This is a genomic window from Micromonospora sp. NPDC049101 (genome assembly GCF_040648675.1).
Classification (GTDB): domain Bacteria; phylum Actinomycetota; class Actinomycetes; order Mycobacteriales; family Micromonosporaceae; genus Micromonospora.
In genome coordinates this window covers 208,778-223,273 of sequence record NZ_JBEZED010000003.1, presented here as the reverse complement: position 1 = coordinate 223,273, position 14,496 = coordinate 208,778, and the positions used below count along the sequence as shown (strand labels likewise).

Genomic DNA, 14,496 nt, shown 5'->3' with positions numbered 1-14,496 from the left:
CGCACGGGCCGGGCGCCGACCGAATGACCCGCGACGGGCCGGGCGACGGGTGCCGCACCTCCCCCGCCGCGGGACGCCCGCCTGCCGGCGGCCACGCGCCGGGCCGGGATGATGTTGGCGATAACATCACCGGGCCGCCGCGCTCCCATGGCCGGACCTCTGGCACGGCCACCGGTCGCCGCGATGGCTCATGAGCGAGCGCCCCCGGGGGCTACCGGCGCACCGCACGGCCCCGCGAGGGGCCCGTGTTATCGATAACATTCGACGTTTTAGTGATCCACTCGCGTTCCTTGAAATCGGGGGTCCGTAGGGCGAAGACGGGCCGACTTCACGAAAGCCGAGTCGATCAAGCCCCCGCCGGCCCGTACCGCGCGACAGGGACAGCCGGCGGCTCGGCCCCCCGTGGGCCGAGCCGCCGGCTGTCCGTCGCGATGGCGGGACGTCGAGCGGGTGTCGGGATCAGGTGGCCCGACTGCGGTTGTACAGGGCCTTGGCCCAGAAGAAGCTGAGCACGCTGATGACGACGCACCAGACGACCGCGATGACTCCGTTGGCGCCGATCCCGGTGCCGAGCAGCAGGCCGCGGAGGGTCTCCATGACGGGCGTGAAGGGCTGGTAGTCGGCGAACCACCGCACCGGCGTCGGCATGGAGTCGGTGGGGACGAACCCGCTGCCGAGGAACGGCAGGAGGATCAGCGGCATGGGCAGGTTGCTGGCCGTCTCGACACTGTCGCTGACCAGGCCGAGGGCGACGGACAGCCAGGTGAGCGCAAAAGTGATCATGGCGAGGACGCCGATCGCGGCGAGCCACTCGACCGGGTTGGCCGTCGGCCGGAACCCGACCAGCAGCGCGACGACGGTGACGGCCGCGAGGCTGAGCAGGGTCTGGACCAGGCTGCCCAGCACGTGGCCGGTGAGCACCGACGGGCGGAAGATCGCCATCGTCCGGAACCGGGCGATGATGCCCTCGGTCATGTCCATCGCGACCGAGATGGCGGTGCCCTGCGCCGCGCTGACCACCGTGATGAGCAGGATCCCGGGGGTGACGTAGTTGGCGTACTGGGAACGGTCGCCGGACGGGCCGAGGCCGGCGCCGAGCGTGCCACCGAAGACGTAGACGAAGAGCAGCAGGATGATGATCGGGATGCCGATGAGCAGGAACGTCATCGACGGGTACCGCCGCATGTGCAGGAGGTTGCGCCGCAGCATGGTGCTCGAGTCGCGGACGGCGAGGGAGACGGTGCTCATCGCGCGGTGGCCCTTTCCTGGTCGGGTCGGCCGGCACGGGAGTCGGGCTGGCCGGTGAGGGTGAGGAAGACGTCGTCGAGATCGGGGGTGTGCACGGAGAGCCCGGCCACGCTGATCGAGGCCTCGTCGAGCTGGTCGAGCAGCGAGCGCAGCGACCCGACTCCGCCGTCGCTCGGCACCTGGAGGGTGAGCGCCGCGTCGTCGCGGGTCCCGGCCGCGAACGTCCGGGCCGCCGAGTCGAGCCCGTCCTGGTCGGCGAACTGCAACACCACGTGGCCGCCCGGGATGAGCCGCTTGAGTTCGCGCGGGGTGCCCTCGGCGATCAGCCGGCCGTGGTCGAGGAACGCGACGCGGTCGGCGAGCTGGTCGGCCTCCTCCAGGTACTGGGTGGTGAGCAGGATGGTGACGCCCTCGGCGACGAGAGCGCGGATGATGTGCCACATGGCCCGGCGGCTGCGCGGGTCGAGGCCGGTGGTCGGCTCGTCGAGGAAGATCACGCGGGGCGCGCCGACCAGGGTCATCGCGAGGTCGAGCCGCCGCCGCATCCCGCCCGAGTACGTCGACACCGGCTTGCCCGCCGCCTCGGTCAGGTCGAACTGGTCGAGCAGGTCGGCGATCCGTCGCCGACCGGCGTCGCGGTCCAGGTGACAGAGGTCGGCCATCAGGTTGAGGTTCTCCCGGCCGGTGAGCAGGTTGTCGACGGCGGAGAACTGGCCGGTGACGCCGATCAGTTCGCGTACCGCGTCGGGCTCGCGTTTCAGGTCGTGGCCGAAGACGCGGGCGTTGCCGCCATCGGCGTTGATCAGGGTGGAGAGGATCTGCACGGTGGTGGTCTTGCCGGCGCCGTTGGGGCCGAGCAGCGCGAAGATCGTTCCCTCGGTGATCATGAGGTCGATGCCGTCCAGCACGACCTTGTCGCCGTAGGACTTCCGCAGGTCGGTGGCGACGATCGCGGGCTTCGTGGAGCTGGTCATGGTCTCCTCTTTTGCGGTCGCGGTGGGGATGGATCAGGCGCGGCGGATCATGATGTCGCCGTAGGCGGTGTTCGCCCGGATCTCGACGGTCTCGTCGGTCTGCGCCGGGCCGTCGGTCGTCTCCAGGGCGTTGTGCACACGGCCGTGCTTGGAGCTGACGTCGAGCCAGGCCGCGGTGCCGCGACGGATGCCGACCTCGATGGCCCCGTACGAGGTGTTCAGCTCGATCGCCCCCCGGACGACCTCACCGAGCCGGACGTTGCCGTAGGCGGTGCGTGCCGTCACCGAGGCCATCGGCGAGTCGAGGGTGATGTCGCCGTACGCGGTGTTGACCCGGACGTCGCCGCCACTGCGGCCGATCCAGCAGTCACCGGAGGAATTCTTGATCTCGGCGGGGCCGTCGACCGCGCCGATGCGCACCTTGCCGGACGAGACCTTCACCCGGGCCGAGCCCACGACCCGCTCCACCGCGACCTCGCCGTGGCTGCTGTCGATGTCCAGCGGCCCGGTCTCGTCGAGCCGGATCCCACTCCCGGTCTTGATGTGACACGCACCGAGCCGACCCTCGCAGCGGAACGCCGCCCAGGACGACTGCGCGTGCACTCGCGACCCGGCCGGCAGCTCGATCAGGACGTCGACCGACGGCCCGGGGCCGAAGCCGTAGCGACGCCAACTCTTCGACACCCTGATCAGCAGCTGTCCTGCGGCGTACTCGACCGTGGTCTGCTCGGCGGTACTCACGTCGGCCCTGCTCGACGGGTCGCGGGGTCGCACCGTCACCACCGTGTCGGTGCGGTCGGTCGCGCTGATCCAGACATCCCCGACGGGCAGCTCGATCTGGACGGCGATGGGCTCTGGCGTGTCGAAAACAGGCATGGTGGTCTCCCGAAAGGTGGTCGGCGAATGTCGCCGCTGGTCAGCGGCGTAAGAAAACGAGGGGGTACGGAGTGTTAGCGGGCCCAGCCGGTGACGTGCTGGCCGGAGCGCGGCTCCGCCCGACGGGGTGGACGACGTTCCGGGTCACCGGCGCCGATGGCACCGGCGACAGCGCGCACCAGCCAGGCGTTGACCGAGAGCCCGGCGCGCCCGGCGGCCTCCTCGACGCTGGCCTTGAGGTGGTCGGGGAGCCGAAGGTTGATCCGCGAGGTGCCGCCGTCCTCGCCGTCGGGCGCGGGTGCCGGCGCGGACAGCGTCGGTGGGCCACTGCCCGCACCCACCTCGTCGACCGGCGGGCTGGCCGGCGTCACCACGAAGTCCGGCTCGCGCCCCCGCAACCGGACGTGCACCGAACCGGGGGCGAGGTCACGGGTGATCTCGTCGGCGGCGTCGGAGAGTGCTTCGAGCAACGTGAGCCGGGTCGCCGCCTCCAGCTGGGCGAAGAGCCGTTCGGCCAGCAACCGGGCCTCGGGGTCGACGCCCTCCGCCGCCACGGCGAACTCGTCTCGCAGGTTCTCAACGTATGACCTCAGCTCCATGGCACCATCATGGCACCATTTTGGCTCAGAGTGCAACAGTCATGGCTCAGGACGATGCCAAACGGTCGGTCCCGCTGCCGGACGCGGACGTTTCCAGGCCGCCGAAAGCACCTCGGACCAGGTGATTCGCCTCCCCCTGGGTCAACCCGGTGGCCACCAGAAGATCGCTGACGGTTGTCCGGACCTGCGCCACCACCACCGCACCGGAGAAGCCGACCCCCTCCCGGTAGGCACGACCGGCCGTCCGCACCGCCCGCAGCGCCTGCTCGCGCGCCCGGTTCGGCTCGGCACCGGCCGCGAACTGCCGCTTGAGCAACCGGACGGCGTCGGCGAGATCGGCCACCGCCTGCGGCAGCGCTTCCGGGACCGGTTCGCCGTCCTCGATCAGCGTCACCGATCGCCGGATGAGGGTTCCGCTGTTGCGCATCGCCCGGTCGATCGGCTCTGCCGCCTGCGCGTACCGGCCCACCGGCCCGTGCCGCTCGCGCCAGTGCACCGGCGACAGGGTGCTGGCCTCCCGGGCGCCCTGGGTCGCCTCGACGAACGCCTGCAACTGGCCCTTGTTCTGCCGCAGCGCGCTGCGGGCGGCACGGGCCCGACCGGCGTCACCCGCGGCCAGCGCGTCGGCGGTCGCGCCGAGTTGGGCCACGAGCAGATCCAACACCGGCCGCGCCGCCCGGTTGAGCACCCGCAGCGGGTTCAGCGGCAGCAGCACAGCGGTGACCAGCAGCGCCAGACCTCCCCCGACCAGCGCGTCCACGAACCGAGGGATCTCCAGGTCACGAACGGACGGACTGAGCGTGGCGATGAGCACCGCCGTCGCCCCGGCCTGGATCACCACCGCCGCACTGCCCGCGAGGAACAACGCGACGACGATGGCGAGCACGACGATCAGGGCCAGTTGCCACCACCCGGTGCCGATCACCAGGAGCAGCAGATCGCCGATCAGCACGCCGACGGTGACCCCGATGATCAGCTCGACGGTTCGGCGGAGCCGTTGGCCGACGGACGCGGCGAGAGTCGAGACCGCGGAGATCGGCGCGAAGACCGGTTGCGACACCTGCAACAGCTCGTGCGCCACGTACCACGCCAGCGCCGCGGCCAGGCCGGCCTGCACCGCCAGCCCACCGATCGCCCGTACCCGACGGAACCGCTCGCGCAGCGTGGCCATCGTGCGGTCCCACAGCCGGACCACGAGCGGAGCGCGCCGGTCCGCTCCGTGCCGACCGGCAGCGACCATGGCGGCACCTACCCCGCCAGGGCCCGATCAATCCCCCGCGCACGTGCGCGGCGACCAAGCGGCGACCGCGCCGAGCGGCCACCGCGACGACCGCGACGAGTGTGGGGCCGCGCGACCGCGACGATCATTTCGAGGTACGCCGGACGCGTCGCCGTGGGACCGCGACGATCGTTCCGGCGTACGCCGGGCCGGTCGCGATTGAGGCGGTCCGCTTCGGGTAGACCGCGCTCTGCCGCCGTCCGGGTGGCGTCCCCGGCCACGGTGCTGGTGGGGCTGGCCTCGGGTGGATCGTGTCATGGGGCTGCCGAGACGCCGCGGGGGGGAACGTCGGATGGGTCAGCGCGGTTGAGCGGGCCGGATATCTCCGGCGACGTCGTGGAGCTACGGGTGCACGGAGTCTCCGGCGCGAACGCCGAAGAGGTGCTGGACCTGCGGCAGATCGCGCAGGTGGCGGGCGACCGCAGCGGAGGCTTCTACCGCCCGCGCCCCCGGTGTTCGGACAGTGTCGGCGCCCACGGGGTGACGCTGGAGGCGTACCGCTGGGGTGACCTGCCCGCCGGGACCGTGGCCCGCGCCCTGGGGCTGGTCTTCCTCCTGCCGTTCATGCTCGTCAACGTGACGATCTGGATGCGTCCCGCGAACGCCGGTTCCGAGGCGATGGTCCGGTCGCTGTGCCGGCTGCTGGCGCTCACGCTCACCGCGCTCTACGTGCTCGCCATCGCCGGCGTCGCCCTGGATCTCGTCGGCTGGAAGTGTCTGAACTCGTCGAACTGCCTCGCCGGGCGCAGCTGGCTGTCCTGGTTGAGCGGGCGGCCGGTCGGGCTCCGACTGGCGGTGCTCGCGCTGGTCCCGGCCACCGCGATCGGCCTGATCTGGCGGATCAGCAACCGCCCGGGGCGGCCGTTCGAGGCGTTCCGCGCGCCCGAGCAGGTCTCCGGGCATCGGCTCGGCGAGGTCGGCCAGTGGGACGCCGAGCCGCTGGTCGGCCGACTGCGCTCGATCCACGTCGCCGCCGCGTTCGCGACGCTGGACCTCACCCTGCTGCTGGCCCGAGTCGCCACCGGTGCCACCGCCACCGGCGTCGCCCTGACGGTGGCCACCGCGGTGGTCCTGGCCGCCTGCGTGGGATCGCTGTGCACTCCCCCGCTGATCGACCGGGCCGCCGCCGATCGGCGGCTCGACGGCGTCACCAACGCGCTGCGGACCACCGCCATCGTCCTGACCGTCCTCGTGCTGGCCTACGTGCTGGCCAGCCCGCGACCGTGGGACGAACGCCACGGGCTGCCCGGCTACGACACGACCCTGGCCGGGCTGTTCGTCGCGCAGACGACCCTGCTGGCCGCCCTGGGCGTGGTGCTGCTGCGGCCCGGGAACCGGCGGCGAGGGGCCAGGCCGCTGTTCGGGCTGGGCGCGCTCGCGATCGCGGCGGCCGGGATCAGCGTGGCGGTGGCGTACTCCGCGGGGTTGGTCTTTCGGGCGGCGGATTTCCTCGACCGCGACGTGCCGACCGCTGCGGGCATCGCCGCCGGCCCGCCCCGCGCGTACACGTGGGTGATCTTCGGTTTCCTGCGGGCGGTGCTGATCACGCTGATCGTCGCCGGTCTGGTCGTCGCGATCTCCCGCCGTCGCCGGCGGCGCGCCGCCGAGACGATCGTCGCGCACGACTACCCGAACCCGCCGGCCCAGGTCAGACCCCGACTCCGGCAGGTTCGAGACGCGATAGCTCGGGCCCGGTTCACCGAGAAACTGGTGTCGCTGGCGGTGCTCTTCGGCTGCCTCGCCGGGCTCGCCACGGCCAACACCACCATCGGCCTGCTGGGAGAGTTCCCGAGCGACCTCGTCGAGAGAAACATCGGGTTGCCGGCGGACGCGGTCACCTTCAGCATCGCGTTCGGCAGTTGGCTGATCGCCGCGATCATCATCGGCCTGATCGTCGGCAGTGTCTTCGCCTACCGGACCATCCCGTTCCGGCGGCACGTCGGCGTTCTCTGGGACCTCGGCACCTTCTGGCCCCGAGCCGCCCACCCCTTCGCGCCGCCCTGCTACGCCGAACGGGCCGTACCGGAGCTGACCCGGCGCGTCACGCACCTCGTCGAGAGCGGCCACCCGGTGCTGCTCACCGGGCACAGCCACGGCTCGGTCCTGCTCGCCGCGACGGTGCTCCAGTTGCCGCCGGAGGTCGGCTGCCGCGTCGCCCTGCTCACCCACGGGTCGCCGTTGCGTCGCCTCTACGCGCGACTCTTCCCCGCCTACATCGATGATGCGGCGCTGCACGACATCGGCCGCCGGGTCGGTTGGCGCTGGGTGAACCTGTGGCGGGACACCGACCCCATTGGCGGCTGGGTCTTCTCCGCCCACCGGTCACCCCCGGCGGCCACGGACAGCGACCCGGCAGACGCCGTGGATCGCCGACAACGCGATCCCCGCGACGTGGTGACGCCGGCCAGCGACAGCGTTCCCCCACCCATCCACGGCCACTGGCCGGACGAGGCGGACGAGGCGTTCACCGAGGCGGTACGGGAGTTGGTGCAGCGCCTCGGTGGGCGGACGAACCCACCCGTGGCGCCCGGGTAGCCGGCCCGGTCACGTGGCGCGGGCCGCCCGCGCACGCCAGTCGTCGAGACGCGTGGTGGCGAGACGAGCGCCGTCGGCCGGGACGAGCGAGCGTTCGCCAAGTGTGGCGCCGAAATACCGGGCGCCCGGGTCGGCCACCACCGACCGGGGATCATGCTGGGAGGCGAGGATGGTACGGCCCAGTTCGTCGAGGCGGAACTGCTCCGGGCCAGCGATCTCGACCACCGCGTTGGTGGGCGTACCGACCACGACGTCGGCGACCTCGGCCGCGACGTCGTCCGCCGCCATCGGCTGGATGAGCACCGGCGCGAGGTGCACGGTGTCGCCGTCCGTGGCGGCGTCGATGATCCCCTGGACGAACTCGAAGAACTGCGTGGCGTGCACCACGGAGTACGGGATGCCGGCCGCGACGATGAGCTTCTCCTGGGCGACCTTCGCCCGCATGTAGCCGCTGTCTGGGATCCGGTCGCAGCCGACGATCGAGAGCGCCGCGTAGTGGCCCACCCCGGCGTCCGACGCGGCGGCAAGAAGCGTCCGGGTGGACGTCTCGAAGAACTCCAGCACGGCGGTGTCCTCGAACGACGGCGAGTTCGACACGTCGACGACGACGTCCGCACCGGCGAGCGCCTCGGCGACCCCGTCGCCGGTCAGTGTGTTGACGCCGGTCTTCGGAGAGGCGGGCACCGCCTCGTGCCCCCGGGCGCCGAGATTGTCCACGAGCTTGGAGCCGATGAGGCCACTGCCACCGATGACGACGATCTTCATGGTCGAACCACGTCCTGTCTGCGTGGGATGAGTCGCTGCCACATCAGTAAGACGGAAACCGTGCGCCGATGCAGCACAATCGCTCGAGAACAGGTCAACGAGGATCCCCGTCTTCTGGAGGTCGGCATGGCCGTGGTGTCCCACCCGGTGTTCGCCCGGGTGTACGAACGGCTCAGCGTCGCCATGGACCGGGCCGGCACGGCGGAGTTCCGACGGGACCTGGTCGCCGACCTCGCCGGCCGGGTGATCGAGATCGGTGCGGGCAACGGCAGGATGTTCGCCCACTATCCGCCCGGGGTGACCGAGGTCGTCGCGGTCGAGCCAGAACGTCGTCTGCGCGCCGCCGCCGAGCGGGCGGCACCGAACGCGCCGGTACCGGTCACGGTCGTCGACGGTCTGGCGGAGGGTCTGCCCGCAGGTGACGGCGAGTTCGACGCGGCGGTCGTCGCGTTGGTGTTGTGCACAGTGCCGGATCAGGCGGGCGCGCTCGCGGAGGTCAGCCGGGTGCTGCGTCCCGGCGGCCAGTTGCGCTTCTTCGAGCACGTCGCCGCCGAGAGGCACAGCGGTCTGCACCGCGCCCAGCGACTGCTCGACGCGACACTGTGGCCGAAGCTGTTCGGCGGCTGCCACACCAACCGCGACACCGTCGCGGCCATCAGCGCCGAAGGGTTCGTGATCGAGGAACTGCGCCGGTTCCGTTTCCCGGCCACCAGCAACAGCCCGTCCGCGCCCTGTGTGCACGGCCGGGCGATCAGGCCCGAGGCGACACACCAGCTCTGAGCGAGGGTGGTCAGTCGATCACTCGTGCGATTCAGAGCAATGTGAAGGTGAATACGTATTGCGCATCCAATGCACCTATTATCCCGTTTTGTGGGTATCGACGGCCCGGACGTGATGTGGTGGTCACCGCACTTTGTCAGTGCCATCCAGGCCGTCTGACGCAGGTCTTGGCTTCACCGAGCCCTCCTGCGAAGTAATAACCCACGGAGGGTGTTCTGTGACAGCAAAGCCCCATCATCATCGTCTTCGCCGAGGGCTCCTGGCGGCGCTCGCGGCATCCGCAGCCGCCGCCGTCGCGGCCAGCTTCCTGCTGCTCGGCTCGACGCCGGCCAGTGCCGCCGACGCACCGGTAAACCTGGGCACGGCGGGCAACTTCTCGGTCCTCGCCGGAGCCGAGCCGACAAACACCGGCGCGAGCTTTCTGGGGCAGAGCCTTGGTCGATTCCCCGGAAACACCGCGGCGGGCTTCGAAACGGCAACCATCGGCGGTGAGATCCACCTCGGCGACGCGGTCGCTCTCCAGGCGCAGAACGACCTGACCATCGCCTTCAACGACGCCGCCGGGCGGACGCCCTTCACCAACCTGCCCGCGGAACTCGGTGGCAACACGCTCAACGCGGGCGTCTACCGGATCGGGGCCGCGCAACTCACCGGGCCGTTGACGCTGAACGGCCAGGGCGACCCGGCGGCCGTGTTCATCTTCCAGATCGACTCCTCGCTGACGACGGCGTCGAACAGCAGCGTCGTCCTGATCAACGGCGCCTCGGCCTGCAACGTCTTCTGGAAGATCGGCAGCTCAGCGACGATCGGCACGGGAACCACCTTCGTGGGCACCATCATGGCCCAGGCGGCGATCACGATGGCCACCGGCGCGACCCTCCAGGGCCGCGCGCTGGCGCGTACCGCCGCCGTCACTCTCGACACCAACGTCATCACCGCACCGCTGTGCGCCGGCCCGTCCGGACCACCCGGCCCCACCGGGCCACCCGGCCCGTCCGGTCCGCCCGGTAGCCCCGGCGCACCGGGCAGCCCTGGAGCACCCGGTAGCCCCGGCGCACCCGGCAGTCCCGGCGCACCTGGCAGCCCTGGCGCACCTGGCAGCCCTGGCGCACCCGGCGCACCCGGCGCACCCGGCAGTCCCGGCGCACCCGGCAGCCCCGGAGCACCTGGCAGTCCCGGCGCACCCGGCAGCCCCGGAGCAACCGGAGCGCCTGGAGCACCTGGCAGTCCCGGCGCACCCGGCAGCCCTGGAGCACGCGGACCGCAAGGCGCACCCGGAGCACAAGGCGAAGCCGGACCGCAAGGAGCACCGGGCGCACAGGGCGAAGCCGGACCGCAAGGCGCGCCCGGCGCACAGGGCGAAGCCGGACCGCAAGGAGCGCCCGGTAGCCCCGGAGCGCCTGGCGCACCCGGTGGCCCTGGCGGCAGGGGTCCCATCCTGCCGGTCACCGGCGGTGGCACGGTCCCGGCCCTGACGGGCATCGGAAGTGCGCTCGTCCTGCTGGGCGCGTTCGCGTTCTTCCTGACTCGGCGTCGTACCCAGGAGTCCTGATCGGTGGCCCGGCCGGTGACCTGCCGGCCGGGCCCCTCCGCACGGACCATCCTGGACACCGTCGGCCCATCCCCCTACCGGGGATGGGCCGACGTGTGGCGCAGGGGCCGGGTCAGCCGGTCAGACCCAGCTCCCGTAGGGCGTCGTCCTCTCGTTCGTGCGAGAGGTAGAGCAGGATCTGCGGCCGGTCGTCCCCCAGCCGCACGACATAGGTCTGCGCGAACCGCGCGCTGCCGGCCTCACCACCGGGCGGTGCGAAGTCCAACGCCCACCGGGTGGGGACGAGGACATACCCCGGTGCGAGGTCGAGCACGTCCAGGACCGTCACCTGGGCGCGGCGCAGGCCGAACTGCTCGGTCATCGCGGCGTGCCGCTCGTCGAGGGCGGCCCGGTACGCCGCGTCGTTGGTGACGGCGGTCGCCGTACTCGGGTCACCCTCGATGTATGTCGCGGCGTAACTCGCGGCGACCCTGGCGTTGTCGCCGGCTTCGACGGCCCGCGCGTAGGCGTGCAGGAAGGCGGTGATCGAGTCGCGTACGGGTGCTTCGGCAGACTTCATGCGCAGTCCCTTCGGGTGCCCGGTGCGGCGAGTATGCCAGGCGATATCCGGTGCGGCGGACCGCGCTTCAGCACCGCCGTTCGCCTGCCGCAGGTGGCACCCGTGGGTCAATGGTTGGCAGGCCCGCCACCCAGTCGTCCAGGGCGGCCGGGCTGGTGAACAGCAGTACGGGCGGCCCGGCCCGATCGGCCTGCCAGGCCCGCATCCGCCGCCGTTCCCGGCCGAACGCGGTGACGTGCCAGACCAGGATCGATTCCGAGGACAGCACGCTGCCCAGCGATTCGCGGTTTCCGTTGCAGATCACCTCGCCCGAGCCCAGGCGGCGCAGGGTACGACGCAGCAACCACCAGAACGAGCGCCACCGTGGGTAGTCCAGGGCCACCACCAGGTCGGCACGAGCCAGTGGCACGTCCCGCCAGCCGTGGTACGCGCCGTCGAGGATCCAGGTGTCCCGGCGGCAGAGCTCCTCGATCCGGGCGCGCTGCTCGGCGACCGGCACCTCCACCCACCCCGGCAGCCACAGCAGGTCGTCCACCGGATACCACGGCAACCGGAGTCGCTCGGCCAGGCGTACGGCGAGAGTGGACTTGCCCGCGCCGTGCACCCCGTAGATCAGGATGCGACGCGGTGCGGTCATCGCGGCAGCGTACGCCGTCGGCGCTACGTAGTCGGGTGGACCAACCTACGTAGTGACTACCGACGATTGGCGGCCGGCTGGCCGGTGCAATGGACGCATGGCAAACAACGAGGCCGCGAAGGCCAGCAACCCGGACAGCGCCGAGGCGATCGCCCGGCCCACCACCCCACCGAGCACACCGCCGCAGCGGACCACCCCGGACGACGCGCCCGCCAGGGCGGACACCGCCGCACCGGTGTCCCCGCCGGTCCGCGCACCCGAGCAGGCCCGGCAGACCGAGCAGGCGCAGCGCGCCGACGGGCCGCCCGCCACGGCCGCTCCGGTCGTCAAGGGTGACGCCGAGGCGGCACCGACGACGCCAACCCCGTCGCCGCCGACCACCATCACCGCCGACACCGTGGCCGCGCGGGCCGTCGTGCTCGACGGCGCCGACAACGCTCTGGTGCTCACCAACTTCACGACCCGCGCGTACACGATCGGGATGAACGGCGGCACCAGCACCATCAGCCTGGCGAACGACAAGCGCGCCTACACCACGATCCTGGACGGGCAGAACGGCAACCTGTGGGCGGCCAACAACGTCAACAGCCGCAGCCTGAGCGCGAACCAGGTCGACCTGGACGGGCCGAACAACCACGTCAAGTTCTGCCACAGCAAGACCCGTACGTACACCGTCGGGATCGACGGTGAGAAGAGTTCGATGGCGTTCGCGCACCCGGACACCCGCCAGTACAAGCTGCTGCTCAACGGCACCACCGGTGACCTGTGGGCGGCCAACAACCTGAACAGCCCCAGCGTCACCGCGACGAACATGTCCGCGACCAACGCGGTCAGCTCGAAGATCGTCGCGGCGAACCAGGTCGACCTGGACGGCACGAACAACCACATCAAGTTCTGCCACAGCAAGACCCGTACGTACACCGTCGGGATCAGTGGCGACCAGAGTTCGATGTCCTTCGCCAACCCGGACACGCGGGCGTACACAGTGGTCATCGACGGTGTGCACGGCGACATCTCGCTCAGCAACGCGGACCTGGCGGAGGAGTTCGACGTCGCCGACGCGCACCTGACGGCGGCGATTCCCGGTGCCGTGCTGGTGATCGGCGAGACCGGTGCGCTGGAGTTGGCCGACAAGCCGTACGACAGCGCGGTGGCCGGCGTGGTCTCCGGAGCGGGCAGCTTCGCCCCGGCGATGGTGCTGGACCGGCAGCCGGACAGCGACAGGCGTCGGCCGCTGGCCCTGGCCGGCAAGGTCTACTGCCTGGTCGACGCGACACACGGCCCGGTGCGTCCCGGTGACCTGCTGACCACCTCCCCCACCCGGGGGCACGCCATGCGGGTGGCCGACCCGCTCAAGGCGGTCGGGGCGATCCTGGGCAAGGCGCTGGGTCCGCTGCCGACCGGTCGGGCGCTGGTGCCGATCCTGGTGACCACGTCATGACCAGCCTGCGTCAGGCGGCCGGGAAGTACCTGCGGTTCGAGGCGCCGATGACGATGCGGCAGGTCGGCGGCGAGATCGGCCACCCCACCGGCTCCAGTCGCCGGATGCTGGTCCAACTGGAGCAGACGTCCAGCGAGTGGTTCTCCGGCAGCCTGCTCCCCTCCAGCGTGAAGGGCAGCGCGTGGCTGCGGTTGTTCAGCGACGGCCACTACATGTTCGAGGGCCACGTGCACGAGAACGGCGCGGTCTCGCACAGTTGGTCGTTCGTGGCCACGCCGGCGTTCGTGGACGCCGACGGCAACGCCTTCGTCTTCTCCGCCAGCGGCAAGGTGTCGGACAACAGCAGCAGTGACGACTTCGCCGAGCTGGGCCAGGATCCGCGGATCGGGCAGTACTGGGACCAGCTCAGCAACGCCAGCGTGAACTTCCGGCTGAGCGTGACGATGAACGTCGGTCAGCTGATCACCAACATCCTGAAGTGGATTCCGCTGGTCATCGTGGGTGCGGTGGTCGCCGGGTGGATCGCGTTCTTCGGTCAGCCGGGCAAGGTCCACTCCTACCGGGACGAGAACGGCACCATCCACATGTGGAAGTCGAGGGAGTGACGGCATGACCAGCGTCCGTACGGCCGCCGCCCGGTACCTCGACATCCGGGCGCCGCTGACCCTGCGTCAGGTCGGCGCGCAGGTCGGGAATCCGGGCGGGTCGACCCGGACGGCGATGGACCGACTGGAGCAGGAGTGGAGCAACACGTTCTCCGGCAGCCTGCTGCCGTCGAGCGTCAAGGGCACCGCGTGGCTGCGGATGGCCAGCGACGGCCACTACTGGTTCCAGGGGCACGTCCACGAGAACGGGCTGCTCAGCCACAGCTGGGGTTTCGCCGCCGCGCCGAACGTGGTGGACCAGAACAAGAACGTGTTCGTGGCCTTCGCGAGCGGTCGGGTGACCGACGAGCACAGCAGCGACGACTTCAGCATCACCGGTCAGGATCCGCGGATCGCCGAGCTGTGGGACCAGATCCGGTACGCGCCTGTCACGTTCCGGTTGGACGTCACGGCCAACTTCGCGGAGTTGGCCAAGAAGGTGGGCATGGGGATCCTGACCGCCTTCGGGTTGACCGTCCTGGTCGGCACGATCAACGTTATCGGCGCCAAGGGGGCCGAGTGTCACGAGGACTCCAACGGGCACGTCACCTGCTACACGAAGAACACCTAGTGGTTCCCGAACGGTGACGGCCGTGGTGCGTCGCGC

The 14,496-nt window shown here is 71.0% G+C and carries 14 protein-coding genes and 1 pseudogene; 6 read left to right on the top strand and 9 right to left on the bottom strand.

Annotation, left to right across the window (positions count from 1 at the left end):
• Positions 1-459: 459 nt before the first annotated feature.
• From AB0B57_RS05260 to AB0B57_RS05240, 5 genes are all read right to left on the bottom strand, one after another.
• Entirely contained in the window at positions 460-1,248 is a 789-nt protein-coding gene (locus tag AB0B57_RS05260; RefSeq protein ID WP_357065286.1) for an ABC transporter permease, read from the bottom strand.
• Positions 1,245-2,222, bottom strand: a complete 978-nt coding sequence (locus tag AB0B57_RS05255; protein WP_357065284.1) for an ATP-binding cassette domain-containing protein — start codon at positions 2,220-2,222, stop codon at positions 1,245-1,247. Before AB0B57_RS05255 ends, AB0B57_RS05260 begins: the two co-directional genes overlap by 4 nt.
• Positions 2,223-2,255: 33 nt before the next feature.
• Positions 2,256-3,098, bottom strand: a complete 843-nt coding sequence (locus AB0B57_RS05250) for a DUF4097 family beta strand repeat-containing protein (protein WP_357065282.1) — start codon at positions 3,096-3,098, stop codon at positions 2,256-2,258.
• Positions 3,099-3,172: 74 nt separating this feature from the next.
• On the bottom strand, positions 3,173-3,697 hold the full coding sequence (locus AB0B57_RS05245; protein ID WP_357065281.1) for a hypothetical protein: 525 nt from the start codon (positions 3,695-3,697) through the stop codon (positions 3,173-3,175).
• Positions 3,698-3,743: 46 nt separating this feature from the next.
• Positions 3,744-4,868, bottom strand: coding sequence for an FUSC family protein (locus AB0B57_RS05240; protein WP_357065590.1), 1,125 nt, complete (start codon positions 4,866-4,868; stop codon positions 3,744-3,746).
• A gap of 414 nt (positions 4,869-5,282) precedes the next feature.
• On the opposite strand from AB0B57_RS05240, the gene AB0B57_RS05235 reads away from it, so the two are divergent.
• On the top strand, positions 5,283-7,511 hold the full coding sequence (locus tag AB0B57_RS05235; RefSeq protein WP_357065280.1) for a hypothetical protein: 2,229 nt from the start codon (positions 5,283-5,285) through the stop codon (positions 7,509-7,511).
• Between the two features lie 9 nt (positions 7,512-7,520).
• On the opposite strand, the gene AB0B57_RS05230 is transcribed toward AB0B57_RS05235, so the two are convergent.
• Positions 7,521-8,276: an SDR family oxidoreductase gene (locus tag AB0B57_RS05230; protein WP_357065278.1), complete on the bottom strand. Its 756-nt coding sequence runs from the start codon at positions 8,274-8,276 to the stop codon at positions 7,521-7,523.
• A 126-nt stretch (positions 8,277-8,402) separates the two neighbouring features.
• On the opposite strand from AB0B57_RS05230, the gene AB0B57_RS05225 reads away from it, so the two are divergent.
• Together AB0B57_RS05225 and AB0B57_RS05220 are read left to right on the top strand one after the other, a co-directional pair.
• Positions 8,403-9,056: a class I SAM-dependent methyltransferase gene (locus tag AB0B57_RS05225; RefSeq protein WP_357065276.1), complete on the top strand. Its 654-nt coding sequence runs from the start codon at positions 8,403-8,405 to the stop codon at positions 9,054-9,056.
• A 139-nt stretch (positions 9,057-9,195) separates the two neighbouring features.
• Positions 9,196-9,933: pseudogene (locus AB0B57_RS05220) on the top strand (ice-binding family protein); the annotation flags it as partial.
• Positions 9,934-9,988: 55 nt separating this feature from the next.
• Here the strand turns inward: AB0B57_RS05220 and AB0B57_RS05215 are convergent.
• The 3 genes from AB0B57_RS05215 to AB0B57_RS05205 all read right to left on the bottom strand — a co-directional run bounded on the left by AB0B57_RS05215 (position 9,989) and on the right by AB0B57_RS05205 (position 11,804).
• Positions 9,989-10,330: a hypothetical protein gene (locus AB0B57_RS05215; RefSeq protein WP_357065624.1), complete on the bottom strand. Its 342-nt coding sequence runs from the start codon at positions 10,328-10,330 to the stop codon at positions 9,989-9,991.
• Positions 10,331-10,720: 390 nt separating this feature from the next.
• On the bottom strand, positions 10,721-11,167 hold the full coding sequence (locus AB0B57_RS05210) for a hypothetical protein (protein WP_357065274.1): 447 nt from the start codon (positions 11,165-11,167) through the stop codon (positions 10,721-10,723).
• A 67-nt stretch (positions 11,168-11,234) separates the two neighbouring features.
• A complete protein-coding gene (locus tag AB0B57_RS05205) occupies positions 11,235-11,804 on the bottom strand; it encodes an adenylate kinase (RefSeq protein WP_357065272.1) in 570 nt (189 codons plus the stop codon).
• A gap of 97 nt (positions 11,805-11,901) precedes the next feature.
• On the opposite strand from AB0B57_RS05205, the gene AB0B57_RS05200 reads away from it, so the two are divergent.
• Genes AB0B57_RS05200 through AB0B57_RS05190 form a run of 3 tightly spaced genes read left to right on the top strand, consistent with a single transcriptional unit; the run spans position 11,902 to position 14,460 of the window.
• Positions 11,902-13,245, top strand: a complete 1,344-nt coding sequence (locus AB0B57_RS05200; RefSeq protein WP_357065271.1) for a hypothetical protein — start codon at positions 11,902-11,904, stop codon at positions 13,243-13,245.
• Positions 13,242-13,850, top strand: a complete 609-nt coding sequence (locus AB0B57_RS05195) for a hypothetical protein (RefSeq protein ID WP_357065269.1) — start codon at positions 13,242-13,244, stop codon at positions 13,848-13,850. The genes AB0B57_RS05200 and AB0B57_RS05195 overlap by 4 nt, the downstream gene beginning before the upstream one ends.
• Positions 13,851-13,854: 4 nt before the next feature.
• Complete coding sequence (locus AB0B57_RS05190) at positions 13,855-14,460, top strand: hypothetical protein (protein WP_357065267.1); 606 nt, start codon at positions 13,855-13,857, stop codon at positions 14,458-14,460.
• Positions 14,461-14,496 lie beyond the last annotated feature (36 nt).